This window comes from Rubellimicrobium roseum, assembly GCF_006152145.1.
GTDB lineage: Bacteria > Pseudomonadota > Alphaproteobacteria > Rhodobacterales > Rhodobacteraceae > Rubellimicrobium > Rubellimicrobium roseum.
The window spans coordinates 1-17,791 of sequence record NZ_VDFV01000016.1; the positions used below are offsets into that span (position 1 = coordinate 1).

At 70.9% G+C, this 17,791-nt stretch carries 17 protein-coding genes; 12 read left to right on the plus strand and 5 right to left on the minus strand.

What is annotated here, in order from left to right:
* Positions 1-16 precede the first annotated feature (16 nt).
* The 7 genes from FHG71_RS12265 to FHG71_RS12295 all read left to right on the plus strand — a co-directional run bounded on the left by FHG71_RS12265 (position 17) and on the right by FHG71_RS12295 (position 8,045).
* Positions 17-1,288 (plus strand): hypothetical protein, encoded by a 1,272-nt coding sequence (locus FHG71_RS12265; RefSeq protein WP_139081979.1) that lies wholly within the window; start codon positions 17-19, stop codon positions 1,286-1,288.
* A 79-nt stretch (positions 1,289-1,367) separates the two neighbouring features.
* Complete coding sequence (gene tolB, locus FHG71_RS12270) at positions 1,368-2,690, plus strand: Tol-Pal system beta propeller repeat protein TolB (RefSeq protein ID WP_139081980.1); 1,323 nt, start codon at positions 1,368-1,370, stop codon at positions 2,688-2,690.
* An 84-nt stretch (positions 2,691-2,774) separates the two neighbouring features.
* Positions 2,775-3,350, plus strand: a complete 576-nt coding sequence (gene pal, locus FHG71_RS12275) for a peptidoglycan-associated lipoprotein Pal (protein ID WP_139081981.1) — start codon at positions 2,775-2,777, stop codon at positions 3,348-3,350.
* Positions 3,350-4,177, plus strand: a complete 828-nt coding sequence (locus FHG71_RS12280; protein ID WP_139081982.1) for a tetratricopeptide repeat protein — start codon at positions 3,350-3,352, stop codon at positions 4,175-4,177. The genes pal and FHG71_RS12280 overlap by 1 nt, the downstream gene beginning before the upstream one ends.
* Before the next feature lie 10 nt (positions 4,178-4,187).
* Positions 4,188-5,192, plus strand: coding sequence for a tRNA lysidine(34) synthetase TilS (tilS, locus tag FHG71_RS12285; RefSeq protein ID WP_139081983.1), 1,005 nt, complete (start codon positions 4,188-4,190; stop codon positions 5,190-5,192).
* A gap of 149 nt (positions 5,193-5,341) precedes the next feature.
* Positions 5,342-7,255 carry an ATP-dependent zinc metalloprotease FtsH gene (gene ftsH / locus FHG71_RS12290; protein ID WP_139081984.1) on the plus strand — a complete coding sequence of 638 codons (1,914 nt, stop codon included), beginning with the start codon at positions 5,342-5,344 and terminating at the stop codon, positions 7,253-7,255.
* Between the two features lie 4 nt (positions 7,256-7,259).
* Positions 7,260-8,045 carry a methyltransferase domain-containing protein gene (locus tag FHG71_RS12295; RefSeq protein WP_139081985.1) on the plus strand — a complete coding sequence of 262 codons (786 nt, stop codon included), beginning with the start codon at positions 7,260-7,262 and terminating at the stop codon, positions 8,043-8,045.
* Here the strand turns inward: FHG71_RS12295 and FHG71_RS12300 are convergent.
* Positions 8,042-9,139 (minus strand): M10 family metallopeptidase C-terminal domain-containing protein, encoded by a 1,098-nt coding sequence (locus tag FHG71_RS12300; RefSeq protein ID WP_218014086.1) that lies wholly within the window; start codon positions 9,137-9,139, stop codon positions 8,042-8,044. The genes FHG71_RS12295 and FHG71_RS12300 overlap by 4 nt on opposite strands.
* 239 nt (positions 9,140-9,378) lie before the next feature.
* Between FHG71_RS12300 and FHG71_RS12305 the strand changes: the two genes are divergently transcribed.
* The 4 genes from FHG71_RS12305 to folD all read left to right on the plus strand — a co-directional run bounded on the left by FHG71_RS12305 (position 9,379) and on the right by folD (position 13,084).
* Positions 9,379-9,990: an MOSC domain-containing protein gene (locus tag FHG71_RS12305; protein ID WP_139081987.1), complete on the plus strand. Its 612-nt coding sequence runs from the start codon at positions 9,379-9,381 to the stop codon at positions 9,988-9,990.
* Between the two features lie 127 nt (positions 9,991-10,117).
* On the plus strand, positions 10,118-11,794 hold the full coding sequence (locus FHG71_RS12310) for a formate--tetrahydrofolate ligase (RefSeq protein ID WP_139081988.1): 1,677 nt from the start codon (positions 10,118-10,120) through the stop codon (positions 11,792-11,794).
* A gap of 55 nt (positions 11,795-11,849) precedes the next feature.
* Positions 11,850-12,167 (plus strand): chorismate mutase, encoded by a 318-nt coding sequence (locus tag FHG71_RS12315; protein WP_139081989.1) that lies wholly within the window; start codon positions 11,850-11,852, stop codon positions 12,165-12,167.
* Entirely contained in the window at positions 12,164-13,084 is a 921-nt protein-coding gene (gene folD, locus FHG71_RS12320; protein WP_246045436.1) for a bifunctional methylenetetrahydrofolate dehydrogenase/methenyltetrahydrofolate cyclohydrolase FolD, read from the plus strand. Before FHG71_RS12315 ends, folD begins: the two co-directional genes overlap by 4 nt.
* Positions 13,085-13,145: 61 nt before the next feature.
* Here the strand turns inward: folD and FHG71_RS12325 are convergent, their stop codons facing one another.
* The 4 genes from FHG71_RS12325 to FHG71_RS12340 form a co-directional block, all read right to left on the minus strand.
* Positions 13,146-13,634, minus strand: a complete 489-nt coding sequence (locus tag FHG71_RS12325; RefSeq protein WP_139081990.1) for an SRPBCC domain-containing protein — start codon at positions 13,632-13,634, stop codon at positions 13,146-13,148.
* A 2-nt stretch (positions 13,635-13,636) separates the two neighbouring features.
* Positions 13,637-13,966: an ArsR/SmtB family transcription factor gene (locus FHG71_RS12330; protein WP_139081991.1), complete on the minus strand. Its 330-nt coding sequence runs from the start codon at positions 13,964-13,966 to the stop codon at positions 13,637-13,639.
* A 130-nt stretch (positions 13,967-14,096) separates the two neighbouring features.
* Positions 14,097-14,786 (minus strand): ligase-associated DNA damage response endonuclease PdeM, encoded by a 690-nt coding sequence (gene pdeM / locus FHG71_RS12335; protein ID WP_139081992.1) that lies wholly within the window; start codon positions 14,784-14,786, stop codon positions 14,097-14,099.
* A 90-nt stretch (positions 14,787-14,876) separates the two neighbouring features.
* Positions 14,877-17,273: a ligase-associated DNA damage response DEXH box helicase gene (locus FHG71_RS12340; RefSeq protein ID WP_139081993.1), complete on the minus strand. Its 2,397-nt coding sequence runs from the start codon at positions 17,271-17,273 to the stop codon at positions 14,877-14,879.
* 176 nt (positions 17,274-17,449) lie between these two features.
* Here FHG71_RS12340 and FHG71_RS12345 point away from each other — a divergent pair, with 176 nt between their 5' ends.
* Complete coding sequence (locus FHG71_RS12345) at positions 17,450-17,782, plus strand: putative quinol monooxygenase (RefSeq protein WP_139081994.1); 333 nt, start codon at positions 17,450-17,452, stop codon at positions 17,780-17,782.
* Positions 17,783-17,791: the final 9 nt, after the last annotated feature.

Genomic DNA, 17,791 nt, shown 5'->3' on the forward strand with positions numbered 1-17,791 from the left:
GGCTGAGCCCCCACCCATGACCCGCGGGGCATACATCTCAGCCACCGGCCACGCACTCCTGCTGAGCTGGCTCCTGATGGGGTGGGGACTCGACAGCGAGCCGCTGCCCTTCGAGGTCACCCCCGTGCGGGCGGTGTCCGGTGAGGACTACGCGGCCCTGGTGGCGCGGACCTCGCCCCAGGCCGCGACGGAGCCACCCCCGGCGCCCGAGCCGCCGGCCGAGGCCGCCCCTGCGGTGCCCGAGGTCCGTCCCGCGCCGCGTCCGCCGGAGCCAGAGCCGGAGCCCGAACCAGCCCCGGCGCCGCCCGCACCCGAGCCCCCGTTGCCAGAGCCCGAACCCGAACCCGAGCCGGCACCGCCGCCTCCGCCGGAGCCGCCCGCGCCACCGCCGTCGAGCGCGGTTCAGGCTGCTTCGCGCCCCGTGCCGCGGCCTGCGCCGCGCGTGGCGCCCGAAGCCGCGCCGCCCCCGCCGCCCGAGGCCGAGGTCGCGCCCGAGCCGCAGGACGCCGCCCAGGCCGAGCCCGCCCCGGAGGCGGAGCCCGTCGAGGAGCCTCAAGACGCCGCCGCCCCCGAGGAGGCCGCGCCCGAGATCGTCACCGAGGCCGAGGAGCCTTCGGGCGCCGTCGAGGTCGCGTCGCGCCCCCGCACCCGCCCGAGCCGGGCCGAGCCGGAGCCGGAACCCGAGGAGACCGAGGTCGCCGAAGCCGAGCCGGCCGAGGAGCCCGCACCGGAGGAGCCGAGCGAGGCCGCCGAAGAGGAGGCGACCGAATCGGAGCCGGAGGACGAGCCGTCCGAGGACACATCGGAGGAGCCGGCCGAGGAGGAGCCCGCCGCCGAGGAAGTAGCCGCCGTCGAGGAACCGGTCGAGGAGCCTGCCGAAGAGGCGGCCGATACGGCGTCGGTCGATGACGCTCTGGCCGCCGCGCTGGCGGAGTCGGCGAGCGCCGGCGAGGAGGCGGCCGATCCCGGCCCGCCCATGACCGGCGCCGAGCGCGACGCCTTCCGCGTGGCCGTCCAGTCCTGCTGGGTCGTGGACCCCGGCAGCCAGGCCGGCCGCGTCTCGGTGACCGTGGCGTTCCAGCTGGGCCGCGACGGCCGGGTGGCCGGGAACATCGACCTCCTGACCCACACAGCCGAAAGCGCCGAGGCCGCCAACAGCGCTTACGAGTCGGCCCGTCGCGCCATTCTGCGCTGCCAGAACGACGGCTTCCCGCTGCCGTCCGAGAAGTACGAGCAATGGAAGATGGTCGAGATGACCTTCGACCCCACGCAGATGGTGATCCGCTGATGCGCCATCCGCTGTCCCTAGGTTCGCGCCCCGCCCGCACGGGCCCGCGCCGCCCCGCCCCCGAGACGAGGACCCCGTCATGAACCGCATCATCCTGGCCCTCTGGGCGGCGCTCGCCGCCGGCCTGGCGCTGGCCCATCCGGTCCACGCCCAGCAGGGACCGCTCTCCATCACCATCACCGAAGGGGTGATCGAGCCCATTCCCTTCGCCATCCCCGCCTTCACAGTGGAGACACCCGGGGCCGAGGGGCTGGCGCGCGACATCGCCGGCGTGATCTCGGCGGATCTCGTGGGGACGGGGCTTTTCCGCGAGATCCCGCCCGCGGCCTTCATCAACCCGAGCCTGCCCTTCAACAGCGCGCCCACCTACACCGACTGGACGGCGATCAACGCCCAGGCGCTGGTCACCGGAGCGGTGGCGGTGCAGGGCGACCAGCTCGTGGTGAAGTTCCGCCTGTACGACATCTTCTCGGGTGCCGAGCTGGGCGAGGGGCTCCAGTTCGCGGGCACCGTCGCCGGGTGGCGGCGGATGGGGCACAAGGTGGCCGACGCCGTCTATTCCCGCATCACCGGCGAGGGCGGCTACTTCGACAGCCGCGTAGTCTTCGTTTCCGAATCGGGGCCCAAGGGCGCGCGCGCCAAGCGGCTTGGCATCATGGACTACGACGGCGCGGGCGTGCAGTACCTGACGCAGTCGGGGCTTCTGTTCGCGCCGCGCTTCTCGCCCGACGGCAGCCGGGTGCTCTACACCTCCTACGAATCGGGCGTGCCGGCGATCTACCTCCTCGACGTGGCCTCCGTCGCTCAGCAGCGCATCCCGACCGAGGCCGGGGAGATGACCTTCTCGCCCCGCTTCTCGCCGGACGGGCGGCAGGTGATCTATTCGCTCACCAATGGCGGCAACACCGACATCTACCTGACGGGTCTGGGCGGCGGCTCGACGCGGCTGACCTCGGCGCCTTCCATCGAGACGGCGCCTTCGTTCAGCCCGGACGGCAGTCAGATCGTCTTCGAATCGGACCGCTCGGGCACCCAGCAGCTTTATGTGATGAGCGCGGGCGGCGGCGAGCCCACGCGCATCTCCTTCGGCGAGGGGCGCTACTCGACCCCCGTTTGGAGCCCGCGCGGCGACCTGATCGCCTTCACCAAGCAGAACGCCGGGCGCTTCCACATCGGGGTCATGCGCACCGACGGCTCGGAGGAGCGGCTGCTGACCGCGAGCTTCCTCGACGAGGGCCCGACCTGGGCCCCGAACGGCCGCGTGCTGATGTTCACCCGCGAGACGCAGGGCGCCGAGGGCGCGCCGTCGGTCTGGTCCGTGGACGTGTCGGGGCGCAACCTGCGGCAGGTGCCCACGGGCGGCATGGCCTCGGACCCGAGCTGGGGGCCGCTCCAGCCCTGAGGCAACGGTGGCGTGAACGACCGGCCCGCGCGCTTTCCAAGGCGCGCGGCATGTGATGAGATGAAGGGAAAGGGGGACAGTCCCATGACGAGATGGATGGTGGCGGCGCTGCTTGTGGCCTCGGTGGGGCTGAGCGCCTGCACGCGGCCGGACCGCTTCGGAGGCGGCGCGGGCGGGCCCGGGGGCGCGGGCGGCTTCGGCGGCGCGGGCGGGGCGGCGGGGCTTCCCGGCGCGGGCCTGCCGGGCGTGGGCACCGGCGGCCTGGGTGGCGCGGGCGGCGCGGGCGATCCGGCCTCGCCCCAGTACTTCAGCCAGGCGATCGGGGACCGGGTCTTCTTCCAGGTGGACCAGTCGACGCTGACGCCCCAGGCAATCCAGACGCTGGACGGACAGGCCCAGTGGCTGCTCTCCAACGCCTCCTACCTCGCCGTGATCGAAGGCCACGCGGACGAGCAGGGGACGCGCGAGTACAACGTGGCGCTGGGCGCGCGGCGCGCCAACGCGGTGCGGGAATACCTGGTTTCGCGCGGGGTGCCGGGCGAGCGGCTGCGGACTATCTCCTACGGCAAGGAACGGCCCGTGGCGGTCTGCTCGGAGGAGAGCTGCTACACGCAGAACCGCCGGGCGGTGACGGTCATCTCCATCGGTAGCCTGAGCTGATGCGGCGCGCGGCCTTTCTCCTGGTGGCGCTCTGGCCGGGCCTCGCCTGGGGGCAGGCCGACCCGCAGACGCTCGCCGACATCCGGGCGCAGATCGCCGCCCTGTCCGGCGAGATCGAGGGGTTGCGCGGGGAGCTGACCGCTTCCGGGCAGCTCACGACCGGCGTGGCGGGGAACACCCCGCTCGAACGGCTCAACGCCATCGAGTCGGAGCTCCAGCGGCTGACCTCCAAGACCGAGGAGCTGGAGTTCCGCATCAACCGCATCACCACGGACGGCACCAACCGACTGGGTGATCTCGAATTCCGGGTCTGCGAGATCGAGGAAGGCTGCGACCTGGGCGCGCTCGGCGACACGCCGTCGCTCGGGGGGGTGGACAACGCCACCGTGGTGCCTGCCCCGGCGCCCTCCGCCCCTGCGGCGCCCTCCACCGGCCCGGACCTGGCCGTCAACGAACAGGCCGATGTCGAGCGGGCGGAGGGGGCGCTCGCCGGAGGTGACTTTCGCGGCGCCGCCGACCAGTTTGCGGCCTTTGTCGCGGCCTACCCGGGCAGTCCCCTCACCGCCCGCGCGCAACTAGGGCGGGGCCGCGCTCTCGATGGCCTGGGCGAGGTGTCAAACGCGGCGCGGGCCTATCTCGACAGCTTCTCGGCCGACCCGGACGGCGAGGTGGCGGCGGACGCTCTGCTGGGGCTCGGGCGCAACCTCGGGAAGCTGGGGCAGGGGCCCGACGCCTGCGTGACCCTGGGCGAGATCGGGACGCGCTTCCCGTCTTCGCCGCTCGTGCTCGAGGCGCAGGCGGAGATGCGGGCGCTCGGCTGCGAGTGAACGCCGCATGATGCCGGAGGCTGCGGTCAGCCGCGTCCTGGCCGCGCTCGGTCCGGATAGGCCCGTCGTCGTGGCGGTGTCGGGCGGCGGCGACAGCATGGCGCTGCTGCACCTCGTGGCGGAACAGGCCGTCGGACGGGTCCGGGCCGTCACCGTGGACCATGGCCTGCGGCCCGAGGCGGCGGCCGAGGCCGAGGCCGTGGCGCTGGCTTGCGCCGCCTTGGACGTGCCCCATGCGGTGCTGCGCTGGGACGGCGCGGGACGGGGCAATCTTCAGGAGCGCGCGCGCGAGGCGCGGCGGCGGCTGATCGGCGCCTGGGCCTGCCGGCAGGGTGCAAGCGCGGTGCTTCTGGGCCATACGGCAGATGACCAGGCCGAGACGGTGCTCTTGCGGCTGGCGCGCGGGTCGGGGGTGGACGGGCTCGCGGGGATGCCCGAGGCCTTTGACGCGGAAGGCGCCGCCTGGCGGCGGCCGCTCCTGGGCATCACGCGCGGGGCTTTGCGGGACTGGCTGCGCGCGCGCGGCATCGGCTGGGCCGAGGACCCGTCGAACGCCGACCCGCGCTTTGACCGGGCGCGGGCGCGGGCGATGATGGAGGCGCTGGAAGGGCTCGGGCTCACGCGCGAGCGGCTCCTGCGGACGGCGGGGCACATGGGCCGCGCGCGCGCAACGCTGGCCGCGCAGGCCCGAACCCTTGCCGCGGAGCGGGTGCGGGAGGAGGGGCGGGACCTGCTGGTGCCGCTCGATCTCCTGGCCCGCATCGATGCCGACGAGACCGCGGGGCGGCTGTTGGCGGCGGCGCTGATGTGGGTGGGCGGAAGTCCCCTTCGCCCGCGCTGGGAGGCGCTGCGGCGGCTGGCGGCCGTCGTGGCGGCCGGGCGCGGGGCGACCCTGGCGGGCTGCCGGGTGCGGCGCGAAAGTGGCTGGGCGCGAGTCTCGCCCGAGGCACGCAACGCCGCAGCGCCCGTGCGCGGACCGGGCGAGAGTTTCGCCGAAGGCGGTGCCCTGGGCTGACGGCGTGGCCCCGCGACATTCCGCCCGCGCGAATCCGCTCGCGCCGGCGTGTCTGCCGGGGCTTTCGCATTGAACCCGCCCCCGCAGCCCTTATCTTTGGGAACAAGCAGCGCGGGTGCATCTTGGCCCGTGCAGAGAGGAGTCCGCACGTGGGCAACGCGCGCAACATCGCCTTCTGGGTCGTCCTGTTCCTTCTGGTTCTGGCGCTCTTCAATCTTTTCAGCGGCGGCCAGACCACCATGGCCTCGAACGCCCGCTCCTATTCCGACTTCGTGGCGGCCGTGGAGAGCGGCCAAGTGGCTCAGGCCACCATCGACGGGGAAGAGGTGCGCTACCGTGGCGCCGACGGGCGGGACTACACCACCGTCCTGCCGCCCGACGCGGAGGTGACGAACCTTCTGCTGAACTCGGGCGTGCCGGTGTCGGCGCGGTCGCAGCAGCAGTCGGGCTTCACCGCCTTCATCCTGTCGCTGCTGCCGTTCCTCCTCCTGATCGGTGTCTGGATCTACTTCATGAACCGGATGCAGGGCGGCGGACGTGGCGGTGCCATGGGCTTTGGCAAGTCGCGCGCCAAGCTCCTCACCGAGAAGCACGGGCGGGTGACCTTCGACGACGTGGCCGGCATTGACGAGGCCAAGGAGGAGCTCGAGGAGATCGTCGAGTTCCTGCGCAACCCGCAGAAGTTCTCGCGCCTGGGCGGCAAGATCCCCAAGGGGGCGCTGCTCGTCGGTCCCCCGGGTACCGGTAAGACGCTGCTTGCGCGCGCCATCGCGGGCGAGGCGGGCGTGCCGTTCTTCACCATCTCGGGCTCGGACTTCGTGGAGATGTTCGTGGGCGTCGGCGCCAGCCGCGTGCGCGACATGTTCGAGCAGGCCAAGAAGAACGCCCCCTGCATCGTGTTCATCGACGAGATCGACGCCGTGGGCCGGTCGCGTGGCGTGGGCTACGGCGGCGGCAACGACGAGCGCGAGCAGACGCTGAACCAGCTTCTGGTCGAGATGGACGGCTTTGAGGCCAACGAAGGGATCATCATCGTCGCGGCGACCAACCGCCCCGACGTGCTCGACCCCGCGTTGCTGCGCCCCGGCCGCTTCGACCGGCAGGTGCAGGTGCCGAACCCCGACATCAAGGGCCGCGAGAAGATCTTGGGCGTCCATGCCCGCAAGGTGCCGCTGGGGCCGGACGTGGACCTGCGCATCATCGCGCGCGGCACGCCGGGCTTCTCGGGCGCGGACCTCGCCAACCTCGTGAACGAGGCGGCGCTGATGGCCGCGCGCGTGGGGCGGCGGTTCGTCACGATGATCGACTTCGAATCGGCCAAGGACAAGGTGATGATGGGCGCCGAGCGCCGCTCCATGGTCATGTCCGAGGACGAGAAGAAGCTCACCGCCTATCACGAGGCCGGTCACGCCATCGTTGGCCTGAACGTCCCGCAGCACGACCCGATCCACAAGGCCACCATCATCCCGCGCGGCCGGGCGCTGGGCCTCGTGCTGTCGCTGCCCGAGCGCGACCAGCTTTCGGTCAGCTACACGAAGTACCGCTCCAAGATCGCCATGGCGATGGGTGGGCGCGTGGCCGAGGAACTGGTCTTCGGGCCGGAGCAGGTGACCTCGGGCGCGACCTCGGACATCCAGCAGGTGTCCAAGATCGCCCGCGCGATGGTGACCCAGTTCGGCATGTCGGACCGCATCGGCTACATCGACTACGCCAACGAGCAGCAGAGCTATCTCGGGTCCTACGGCGGCGGCACGAATCACTCGGCCGAGACGCAGAAGGCCATCGACGAGGAGGTCCGCCGTCTGATCGACGAGGGCTACAACGAGGCCAAGCGCATCCTGACCGAGAAGCGCGACGATCTGGAGCGGCTGGCGCAGGGCCTGCTGGAATACGAGACGCTGACCGGGTCCGAGATCACCCGCGTCATTGGTGGCGAGCCGCTGAACCGCGGTGAGGACGCCTCGCCGCCGCCGTCCTCGGGCGGGGCTTCGGTCACGGCGATCCCCAAGACGCCGCGCCCGCGTCCGCCGCGCGCGGAACCCGAGCCCGAGCCGACGGCCTGAGCGCGTGACGGAACGGCATACCGACTGGGACCCCGGGACCTATCGACGGTTCCGGGGTCTTCGTTTGCGGCCCGCGCTGGACCTTCTCCTGCAGATCGGGGACCCGCCCGAGGGGACGGTCGTGGACCTGGGCTGCGGGGAGGGCGCGGTGGCGGGTCCCCTGCGCGCGCGCTTCCCCGGTCGCAACATCCTGGGCGTCGACTCCTCGCCCGCGATGCTGGCCCATGCGCATGGCTATGACGCGACGCGGCTGTGCGACATCGCCCACTGGCAGCCCGATGCGGCGCCGGCCGTCATCTTCTCCAACGCCGCGCTGCACTGGCTGCCGCATCACGAGGCGCTGTTCCCGCGGCTCGTGGCCGACCTGACCGACGGCGGGGTGCTGGCCGTGCAGATGCCGCGCCAGTTCCATGCGCCGTCGCATCGGTTGCTGCGCGACCTGGCACAGGAGATGTTCCCCGACCGGTTCTTGTTCGACGACTGGATCGCCCCCGTCGCGCCGCCGGGCGCCTATGGGCGGCTGCTCGCGCCGTTGGGCGAGGTCGACCTGTGGGAGACGGAGTATCTCCAGACCCTGGCCCCCGTGGCCGAGGGGCATCCCGTGCGGGCCTTCACGCAATCAACCGCGCTCCGGCCCTTCGCCGCGCGAATGGGGGACGGGGAGTTGCACGAGTTTCTGGAGGCCTATGACGAGGCGCTGACGATCGCCTATCCGGCCGAGGCCGATGGGACGGTGCTGTTCCCGTTCCGCCGCCTGTTCCTGGTGCTGACGAAGGAGGGCCCAGCTTAGAGGAGCACGTCGCCCCGGTCGAGCTGGTCGATGCCGAGCACCCGGAGGGCGAAGTCGACCGCCCGGTCGCCGTCGAAATCGATCAGGACGAGGACGCCGCTGGTCAGGTCGAAGACCCGGGCCTCGTCCCCCGCGCCGGTGAAGGACCGGCTGCCCCGCCAGGACAGATGGAGGGCCGACAGGTCCACGTGATCGCCGTCCGCGAAGTCGCGGATGACGTCCCTCTGATCCGCCACGCCCGAATCCGACCGTCGCGTGAAGACGAACCGGTCCTGCCCTCGGCCGCCCCAAAGGTCGTCCCGGCCGCCGCCGCCGGCCAGCACGTCGTTGCCTGCGCCACCCCTCAGGTCGTTGGAGCGGCCGTTCCCGGCAAGACGGTCGGCGAAGCGGCTGCCCAGCGCGTCCTCGATGATCGTGAAGTCGCCGAGCCAGACCTGCCCCTGCGCCAGGAACGAGGCCGCCTTGGCGCCCATGTGGTTCCAGCGGCCGTCGTCCAGCGACAGGGTGACCGCGGCCGTGGCGCCGCGCGCGTCGATCCGGTCATGTCCTCCGCCGTCCCAGATCACCTTGTCCTGCCCGAAGACGTAGGTGTCGTCGCCGCGACGGAGCCGGGCAGGGCCGTAGATGCTTTGGAGCGCGATCACGTCGTAGACCATCAGGTTCTGCGGGTCGGTGCTCCAGTCATAGGACATGATGGTGTTGGCATGGCGGTCCTCGCTGTCGGGCAGGAGATGGTCGCCCTCGAACGGATGCTTGAGGCCCAGCGTGTGGCACAGTTCGTGCAGGATGACCGACAGGCTGCCCACGCCGGTGTGGATGTCGAGCCAAAGGTCGCCAATGCCGAGGCTGTCCGGGTCGCCCCGGAACGTGAACGGACAGTTGGCGAATCCGGCCGTGTTGCCGGTCATGTCGAAGGAGCCGACGAGGAGATGGGGGGCGGACGTCTCGGACAGTTCCACGTAGCGGACGTTCGCGACCGAGGCGATCAGGTCCATGGCCCGTTCGACATGGCCGCGCTGGTTATCGGTCAGGATTCGGAAGCTGTGATGAGGGTCGCCGTGGCCCGTCCAGGCCGAATCAGGCACCCGATTCATAAAGCATAGGTGATCGTGGCCGGCTCGCCGTCCCGGGAGTTGGCGAAGGGGCGCCAGTCGCCGAGGGAGTTCTCGGAGCGGAGGGCCTCGACGAAGTAGGCGGCCATCGCGATCTCCTGTTGCCGGCTGTCGTCGCGGTTGTGACAGCGGACCGCGCCGCCCGCAACGGGCGCAACCGCTGACGGATGGGTTGAGCACGGCGATGGCGCCTGCCATCACGGCCCCGAAGGAGATCTGCCATGCCCGCCCTTGTTCCCACCGATCACATCGGCACCATCGTCTGGCTCGGCCGCGTCGCGCGCCCGGTGGGGCCCGACCTGCTGATCCATGGCGAGGCCCTGGCCGAGATGCCGCTGACCTTTGCAGGCTTCGCGGGCGAGGTGCACGCCGGGCTCACGCGGCCCTCCTGCTCGCGCGTGACGGCGCAGCATCCCCGGGGGACCGAGATCCGCAACACGCGGCAGGTCAGCCTCGTGAGCGCGGAGGAACTGACGGCCATCGCGGCCGAGCTGGGCCTGGAGGTGGTCGATCCAGCCTGGCTGGGGGCGTCGGTGGTGGTCGAGGGGCTTTCGGACTTCACCCATCTGCCGCCGTCGAGCCGCCTGCAGGCGGAGAGCGGGGCCACGCTGGTCGTGGATATGGAGAACCTGCCCTGCATCGAGCCGGCCAAGACCATCGAGACGGCGCGGCCCGGGCATGGCAAGGCCTTCAAGGCGGCGGCCCGCGGACGTCGCGGGATCACCGCCTGGGTCGAGCGCGAGGGCGTCCTGCGCCTGGGCGAGCGGATGCGGCTGCATGTGCCGGCGCAGCGGCCCTGGGCGCCAAACGGTGCCGTTCGGGAAACCCGATGACGGGAGTTTCCGATGCGAAACCCCTTTTCCTGCGCCCCGACGATTTGACGGGATAACCTGTCGCAATCGCGATTCTGAGAGCATCATTGACGGGCTACGACTGCCTCCGACAGCCAGGGGAACTGCCGTGAGCCACAAGACCGACATCGAGATCGCCCGCGAGGCCAAGAAACGCCCGATCCTGGAGATCGGGGCCAAGCTGGGCATCCCGTCCGAAAGCCTGCTGCCCTATGGGCACGACAAGGCCAAGATCAGCCAGGATTTCATCAACTCCGTGCAGGACCGCCCGGATGGCAAGCTGATCCTGGTGACCGCCATCAACCCGACGCCCGCCGGCGAAGGCAAGACGACGACCACCGTGGGCCTGGGCGACGGGCTCAACCGCATCGGCAAGAAGGCGGTGGTCTGCATCCGCGAGGCGTCTCTTGGCCCGAACTTCGGGATGAAGGGCGGCGCAGCGGGCGGCGGCTACGCCCAGGTCGTGCCGATGGAGGAGATGAATCTCCACTTCACCGGCGACTTCCACGCGATCACCAGCGCCCACAACCTGCTGTCGGCGATGATCGACAACCACATCTACTGGGGCAACAGCCTCGACATCGACCAGCGCCGGATCGTCTGGCGCCGCGTCATGGACATGAACGACCGCGCGCTGCGCGACATGGTGGTGAGCCTTGGCGGGGTGGCTAACGGCTTCCCGCGCCAGACCGGCTTTGACATCACCGTGGCCTCGGAGGTCATGGCCATCCTCTGCCTCGCGAAGGACCTGAAGGACCTTGAAAAGCGCCTGGGCGACATCGTCGTGGCCTACCGCCGCGACAAGACTCCCGTGTACTGCCGCGACCTCAAGGCCGACGGCGCGATGGCCGTGCTGCTCAAGGACGCGATCCAGCCCAACCTCGTGCAGACGCTGGAGAACAACCCGGCCTTCGTGCATGGCGGGCCCTTCGCCAACATCGCCCATGGCTGCAACTCGGTCATCGCGACGACGACCGCGCTGAAGCTGGGCGAGTACGTGGTGACGGAAGCCGGCTTCGGCGCGGACCTGGGCGCCGAAAAGTTCTTCGACATCAAGTGCCGCAAGGCGGGGCTCAAGCCCTCGGCGGCGGTGATCGTGGCGACCGTGCGCGCCATGAAGATGAACGGCGGCGTGGCCAAGGCCGACCTGGGCTCCGAGAACGTGGAGGCGGTGCGCAAGGGCTGCCCGAACCTCGGCCGTCACATCGCCAACGTGAAGGGCTTTGGCGTGCCGGTGGTGGTGGCGATCAACCACTTCTACTCGGACACCGACGCCGAGATCGAGGCGGTGAAGGCCTATGTGGCCGAGCAGGGCGCCGAGGCGATCCTGTGCAAGCACTGGGCGCAGGGCTCGGCCGGGATCGAGGATCTTGCCCGCAAGGTCGTGCAACTGGCCGAGGGCGGCTCCGCGAACTTCGCGCCGCTCTATGCCGACGAGATGCCGCTCTTCCAGAAGGTCGAGACCATCGCCAAGCGCATCTACCACGCCGACGAGGTGATCGCGGACAAGTCGATCCGTGACCAGCTCAAGGCTTGGGAGGCTGCGGGCTACGGGCACCTGCCGATCTGCATGGCCAAGACGCAGTACTCGTTCACGACCGATCCGAACGTCCGCGGCGCACCCACCGGTCACACGGTGCCGGTGCGCGAGGTGCGGCTCTCGGCCGGCGCGGGCTTCATCGTCGTCATCTGCGGGGAGATCATGACCATGCCGGGCCTGCCCAAGGTCCCCTCGGCCGAGGTCATCCGCCTCAACGAGGCCGGGCAGATCGAAGGCCTGTTCTGATTGACCTTTCGGGTCCGGCCCCCGATGTGGTGGGCCGGAACCGGAGGACCCGAGCATGAAGCGACCCCAGGACTGCGAGACGATGGCCGACATCCGGGCCGAGATCGACCGGGTGGACAGGCTGCTCGTGGCGCTCTTCGCCGAGCGGACGGCCTACATCGACCGAGCCGCGGAGATCAAGGGACCGCTCAAGCTGCCCGCGCGGATCACGCCGCGCGTGGAGGAGGTGGTGGCCAACGTGCGGCGCGAAGCGGCCGTCCATGGGCTGCCGCCCGACCTGATCGAGAAGCTCTGGCGGCGCCTGATCGACTGGTCGATCGCCCGGGAGGAAGGGGTTCTGGGCCCCGAATGGGGGCAGGAGGAAGCGAGATGACGACGCAAGCGATGCCGGCGGAGACGACGGCCCGGGTGATCGACGGCAAGGCCTTCGCGGCCAAGATCCGAGGCCGCGTGGCCGAGCACGTGGCGCGACTCAAGGCCGAGCACGGGATCACGCCGGGCCTCGCGGTGGTGCTGGTGGGCGAGGACCCGGCGTCCTCGGTCTATGTCCGCTCCAAGGGCAAGCAGACCCTGGAGGCCGGCATGAACAGCTTCGAGCACAAGCTGCCGCCCGAAACCTCGGAGGAGGAGCTGCTGGCGCTGGTCGCGCGGCTCAACGCCGATCCGGCGGTGCACGGCATCCTCGTGCAGCTTCCGCTGCCCAAGCACCTGAATTCGGACCTCGTCATCAATTCCATCGACCCCGCCAAAGACGTGGACGGGTTCCACATCTCGAACGTGGGGCTGCTGGGGACCGGGCAGAAGGCGATGGTGCCCTGCACGCCGCTGGGATGCCTGCTGCTGCTGCGCGACCTGCACGGGTCGCTGTCGGGGATGAACGCGGTGGTGATCGGGCGGTCGAACATCGTGGGCAAGCCGATGGCGCAGCTTCTGCTCGGCGACAGCGCGACGGTGACCATCGCGCACAGCCGGACGAAGGATCTGCCGGAGGTCGTGCGGCGCGCGGACATCGTTGTGGCGGCCGTGGGCCGGCCCGAGATGATTCAGGGCGACTGGATCAGGCCTGGCGCCACCGTGATCGACGTGGGCATCAACCGGACGGCCGGACCGAATGGCAAGGACGTGCTGGTGGGCGATGTGGATTACGCCAGCGCCGCCCAGGTGGCGGGCGCGATCACGCCGGTGCCGGGCGGGGTGGGGCCCATGACCATCGCCTGCCTCTTGGCCAACACCGTCACGGCCTGTTGCCGGGCCAATGGATTGCCGGAGCCCGAGGGGCTGGCGGCCTGATCCCGATCGGCAGGGACGGCGGTCGGGCGGGGGCAAGCTCCGCCCGTCGGTGTTCGCGGGCTCAGGCTGTCGCGGGCTCCAGCGTGTCGATGCGGGCGTAGGTCGTCTCCATGCCGTCGGTCATGCCGGTGGCGATCATCGCCTCCATGGCCTCGGGCGTGTCCGCCCGCATGACCACCGTGAGGAGCGTGCCATCCCCGTCCGGGGCGAAGGTCGTCTCGATGTGGTTGTCGGGCGTGGGGTCGGGAAGGTGCATCCGCTCCACGTGGACGATGCGGCCGGGGCGGCTGCCCTGCGGGGGCTCCACCACCTCGTAGGTGCCGGTGACGTGGAAGCCCGCACCTTCGTCGTTGGCCCATTCCCAACGCAGCTCCCCGCCGGGCCGGGCGTCGTTGATGCAGACGGGCATCCGCCATCCGTCGAACCCGTAGCACCAGCGCTGGATGAGCGCGGGCTCGACATGCGCCGCGAAGACCCGCTCGGGTGGGGCCCTGAAGCGGCGCGTGATCGTGAGGGTGGTGGGCGAGGTGCGATCGACGGTGAGCGGCATGATCAGTCCTCCTGTGGGGGGGTGGCCTCGGCGAGCAGGTCGTCGAGGCGGGTGTAGTTGCGGTCCAGGTTGGCGCGCAGCTCGGACAGCCAGGCGTCGAGGGGCGCGAGGCCCTGGGGCGCGAGGCGGCAGGGACGTCGCGTGCCCTCCCGCCCGCGGGTGATGAGGCCAGCCTTCTCCAGCACCTTGAGATGGTGGGACACGGCGGGCTGGCTCATGTCGAAGGGGGCGGCCAGTTCCATGACCGTGGCCTCTCCCCGTGAGAGCCGCGCTAGGATGGCCCGACGGGTCGGGTCGGCGAGGGCGAGGAAGGCTTGGTCGAGCGGCGGCATCGCGACTCCCTACATGTGACCATGTTTATATAGAAGGCGTTTTATGTAAAGACCGGACATCACCTTGGCTTGACCGCATGTGGGCGGTCGGCTGGATGCGGCCGGGACCGAGGAGCTGGACGGGTCGGCCTCAGACCCGCTGCCCGACGCGTTGAGCCCCCGGAAGGGGAACAGGGATAGCGCGCGAGCCCGTCAGGATCGCGAGCGCCCGGTCGGCGAGCAGTGACCGGAGGGCCGGGTCGCGGGCGTCGAGGCCGCCCGTGTAGGTGCCGTAGGCGGGCAGGACCAGACGGCTCGCGTCCAGAAGGAAGCAGGGCCGCCGGTCGCCGAAGCCGGGCAGGCCGAACTTGGGATGGTAATGGCCCGAGACCTCGCCCGGCGCGGCGCCGGGCTCGGCGATGTGGCGGAAGGTGAGGCCCGCGACCGTCAGGCTTGCATGGCCCTCGCCATCCTGGGCGTTCGGGCCGGCGTCGTGGTTGCCCTCGATCCAGATCCAGCGGCGGCCGTCCTGCAAGGCGACGAGGCGGGCGCGGTCCTCGGGGTCGAGCGCCTCGCTGGCGGCGAGGTCGTCGAACGAGTCGCCCAAGGCAACGACGCAGGCCGGTTGCGTGGCGTCGAGGTCGAGCGCGAGGCGGTCCAGCGTCGCCCGCGTCTCGTAGGGCGGCAGCATGACTCCCCGGCGGCGAGCCATGCGCTCGGATTTGCCAAGGTGGAGGTCGGAGATGCAGAGGAGGCGCTCGGACGGCAGCAGGAGCGCCCCGGAAGGGAGCGCGACGGCCGCAGTGCCGTTCAGCGTGAAGGAGAAGGCCGTGCCGTTCATGGCCTGTTCTCTGGCCGAGGGCTGGTCGCAGGGCAAGAGCCGTGGCGGGCCCTGGGGCTCACATCTTGGCGGGCCGGGGAGGGGGCGCTGTCACGTCAGGTCCTCCAGTCCCGCCTCTTCCAGAAGCCGTGCGGCCTGCTCGGCCATCAGCCGCTCGCGCCCGCGGCCCTCGACGGGGACCCGGCCGCGTTCGAGGAGGAGCGGTGCGGCGAGGGGCGTGACGTGAGGCGCACGGACATGGTCGAGGCGGCCCTGGATGCGCGACAGCATTTCCTCGATCCGGCCGAAGTCCACGAGGCCGCGCTGCGCCTCCTCGCGCGTCACGCGCAGGAGGAGGTGGCCGGGGTCGTATTTCACCAGCGTGTCGTAAAGGATGTCGGTCGAGAAAGTCGCCTGCCGGCCGGTCTTGCGGCTTCCGGGCAGGTTCTTCTCGATGAGGCCCGCGATGGTGGCCACGCCCCGAAAGGTGCGCTTCATGACGGCGTTGCCCTGGAGCCAGGTCTCGAAGCCCTCACGCAGGTCGCGGGGGTCGAGAAGGCTGCCGGGGTCCTCCACCTCGCGCAGGCCGGTGACGAGCAGGGCGTAGTCGGTGGCGACGAAGCCCAAGGGGTCGAGTCCCTGCGCCTCCATCCGGTGCGTGAGCAGGAGGCCCAGGGTCTGGTGCGCGTTCCAGCCCGCGAAGCCCCAGAAGGCGGCGTGCCAGCGGTCCTCGGCCTCGAAGGTCTCCACCAGCATCCGCTCGGCCCGGGGCAGGCGGGAGACGCGGGCCTGCAGCGCGAGCCAGTCGGCGGTGTGGCGGGGCAGGTCCGGGGAGCTTTGCCGGATCAGGTCAAGGATGCGGCGGGTCAGCGCGACGGAGGTCGGGAACTTGCCGCCGCCGAAGCGGCCGACTCGGGGTGTGGCGTCGGGGCGGCGCGTGACCTCGACGGTCATCTCCTTCAGGCCCTCGAAGCGGACGACCTGCCCGCCGATCAGGAAGGTGTCGCCGGGCGTGAGCGTCGACGCGAAGTATTCCTCGACCTCGCCCAGATGCGTGCCCGAGCGAAGGCGGACGCTGAGCGTGCCGGTGTCCTCGATGGTGCCGATGTTCATGCGGATGCGTTTGGCGGCGCGGGGGTCGCGCAACTGCCAGAATCCGTCGCGCAGGAGCAGCCGGCGCCAGCGGTCGTAGGCCTTGAGCGCGTAGCCCCCTGTCGCGCAGAAATCGAGGCAGGCCTCGAAATCGGCGCGCGCGAGGTCGGCGTAGGGACCGGCGGTGCGAATCTCGGCGTAGAGGTCATCGGCGGCGAAGGGTCCGGCGCAGGCGCGGATCAGGATGTGCTGGCAGAGCACGTCGAGAGGGCCGGGTCCGCGCGGCGTGCCGTCGAGGTCGCCCGCGAGCGCCGCGTCGATGGCGGCCACGCATTCGAGGACTTCGAAGCGATTGGCGGGGACGAGGATCGCCTTGGAGGGAACGCCCGCGCGGTGGTTGGCGCGGCCGATGCGCTGGACGAGGCGCTTGACGTATTTCGGCCCGCCCATCTGGATCACGAGGTCCACGTTGCCCCAGTCGATCCCGAGGTCGAGCGTGCCGGTGCAGACGATGGCGCGCAGGTCGCCCCGCAGCATCGCGGCCTCGACGTTCGTGCGCTGCTCGCGCGAGAGCGAGCCGTGGTGGATGGCGATGGGGAGCGCGTCGTCGTTCTGGAGCCAGAGATTGTGGAAGAATATCTCGGCCTGAGCGCGGGTGTTGTGGAAGATGAGTGTCGTGCGGTGGCGCCGGACCTCCTCCAACACCGCCGGGATGGCATGGAGCGCGGCGCCGCCGGCCCAGGGCGGCGCGCGTCCCGCGTCGAGCATCGACAGGTCGGGCCGTTCGCCGGGGTCGGCGTGCAGGATGGCGCAAGGATCGGGGCTGCGGGCGAGAAGGTGCGCGATCTCGGCGGGGTCGTCCACGGTGGCCGAGAGGCCCACGCGGCGCAGGTCGGGAGCGAGGGCCTGGAGGCGCGAGAGGGCGAGGAAGAGCTGGTCGCCGCGCTTGGACTCGGCCAGCGCGTGGATCTCGTCCACGACGACGCGGCTCAGCCCCTCGAAGATGCGGGGGGCGTCCTCGTAACTGAGGAGCAGGGCGAGCGATTCGGGCGTGGTGAGCAGGATATGCGGCGGGTCGGCGCGCTGGCGGCGGCGGGCGGCCTGGGATGTGTCGCCGGTCCGGTCCTCGATGCGGATGGGAAGGCCCAACTCCTCGACGGGGGTCAGGAGATTGCGACGGATGTCGGCAGCGAGCGCCTTGAGCGGTGAGACGTAAAGGGTATGAAGACCGGGGCGCGGGTTCTCGGCCAGTTCGGCCAGGGTGGGCAGGAAGCCCGACAGCGTCTTGCCCGCGCCGGTGGGTGCGATGAGAAGGAGGGCAGGCTCCTCGGCCCGCTCCAGCATCTCGGCCTGATGACGGTGCAAGGACCAGCCCCGGCGGGCGAAGAAGGGAGCGAGACGGGCGGGAAGGTCCATGGGGCGCGAGATAGCCCGACGACGCCGCGCGGGCTAGTCGGGGGCGCCTGCGTCTCGTGGGGCGGTGGGCGACATTGACCGGGGGTGGCCGCAGGAGAGCCTGAGCCGCACCGTCAAAGAAGCCGGTTCCAGCGATGTCGGCCAGCGGCTAGGCTCGGCGTCGAAAGGGGGCGAGCATGAAGCTGATCGTGGGGATCATCACGGCAAAGCCGGGGAAGCGCGATGCCTTCCTGGCTGCGGCGCGCCAGCACGCCGAGGCCACGCGCCGGGAGCCGGGCTGCTTCTACTTCGAGCTCGCGCCCATCCCCGAGCATCCCGACAAGATCCTCCTGGCGGAAGGATTCGTGGATGAGGCGGCGCACCGCGCGCACGAGGACACCGACCACATGCGCGCGCTCTGGGCGGCGATGCCCGACCTGCTGGATCGCTTCGAGATCGACAACATGGTGGGCGAGGCCGAGCATATCGACGAGGTGTTTGGACAGGGAGAGACGGTCGGCCGCCGGTGACGAGCGGGC

What these genes read in the sequence shown, in the direction of transcription:
- FHG71_RS12265 (WP_139081979.1), top strand. Translation starts at nt 17, where the DNA reads ATGACCCGCGGGGCATACATCTCAGCCACCGGCCACGCACTCCTGCTG.
- tolB (WP_139081980.1), top strand. Translation starts at nt 1,368, where the DNA reads ATGAACCGCATCATCCTGGCCCTCTGGGCGGCGCTCGCCGCCGGCCTG.
- pal (WP_139081981.1), top strand. Translation starts at nt 2,775, where the DNA reads ATGACGAGATGGATGGTGGCGGCGCTGCTTGTGGCCTCGGTGGGGCTG.
- FHG71_RS12280 (WP_139081982.1), top strand. Translation starts at nt 3,350, where the DNA reads ATGCGGCGCGCGGCCTTTCTCCTGGTGGCGCTCTGGCCGGGCCTCGCC.
- tilS (WP_139081983.1), top strand. Translation starts at nt 4,188, where the DNA reads ATGCCGGAGGCTGCGGTCAGCCGCGTCCTGGCCGCGCTCGGTCCGGAT.
- FHG71_RS12300 (WP_218014086.1), bottom strand. Translation starts at nt 9,139, where the DNA reads ATGAATCGGGTGCCTGATTCGGCCTGGACGGGCCACGGCGACCCTCAT.
- FHG71_RS12305 (WP_139081987.1), top strand. Translation starts at nt 9,379, where the DNA reads ATGCCCGCCCTTGTTCCCACCGATCACATCGGCACCATCGTCTGGCTC.
- FHG71_RS12315 (WP_139081989.1), top strand. Translation starts at nt 11,850, where the DNA reads ATGAAGCGACCCCAGGACTGCGAGACGATGGCCGACATCCGGGCCGAG.
- folD (WP_246045436.1), top strand. Translation starts at nt 12,164, where the DNA reads ATGACGACGCAAGCGATGCCGGCGGAGACGACGGCCCGGGTGATCGAC.
- FHG71_RS12325 (WP_139081990.1), bottom strand. Translation starts at nt 13,634, where the DNA reads ATGCCGCTCACCGTCGATCGCACCTCGCCCACCACCCTCACGATCACG.
- FHG71_RS12330 (WP_139081991.1), bottom strand. Translation starts at nt 13,966, where the DNA reads ATGCCGCCGCTCGACCAAGCCTTCCTCGCCCTCGCCGACCCGACCCGT.
- pdeM (WP_139081992.1), bottom strand. Translation starts at nt 14,786, where the DNA reads ATGAACGGCACGGCCTTCTCCTTCACGCTGAACGGCACTGCGGCCGTC.
- FHG71_RS12340 (WP_139081993.1), bottom strand. Translation starts at nt 17,273, where the DNA reads ATGGACCTTCCCGCCCGTCTCGCTCCCTTCTTCGCCCGCCGGGGCTGG.
- FHG71_RS12345 (WP_139081994.1), top strand. Translation starts at nt 17,450, where the DNA reads ATGAAGCTGATCGTGGGGATCATCACGGCAAAGCCGGGGAAGCGCGAT.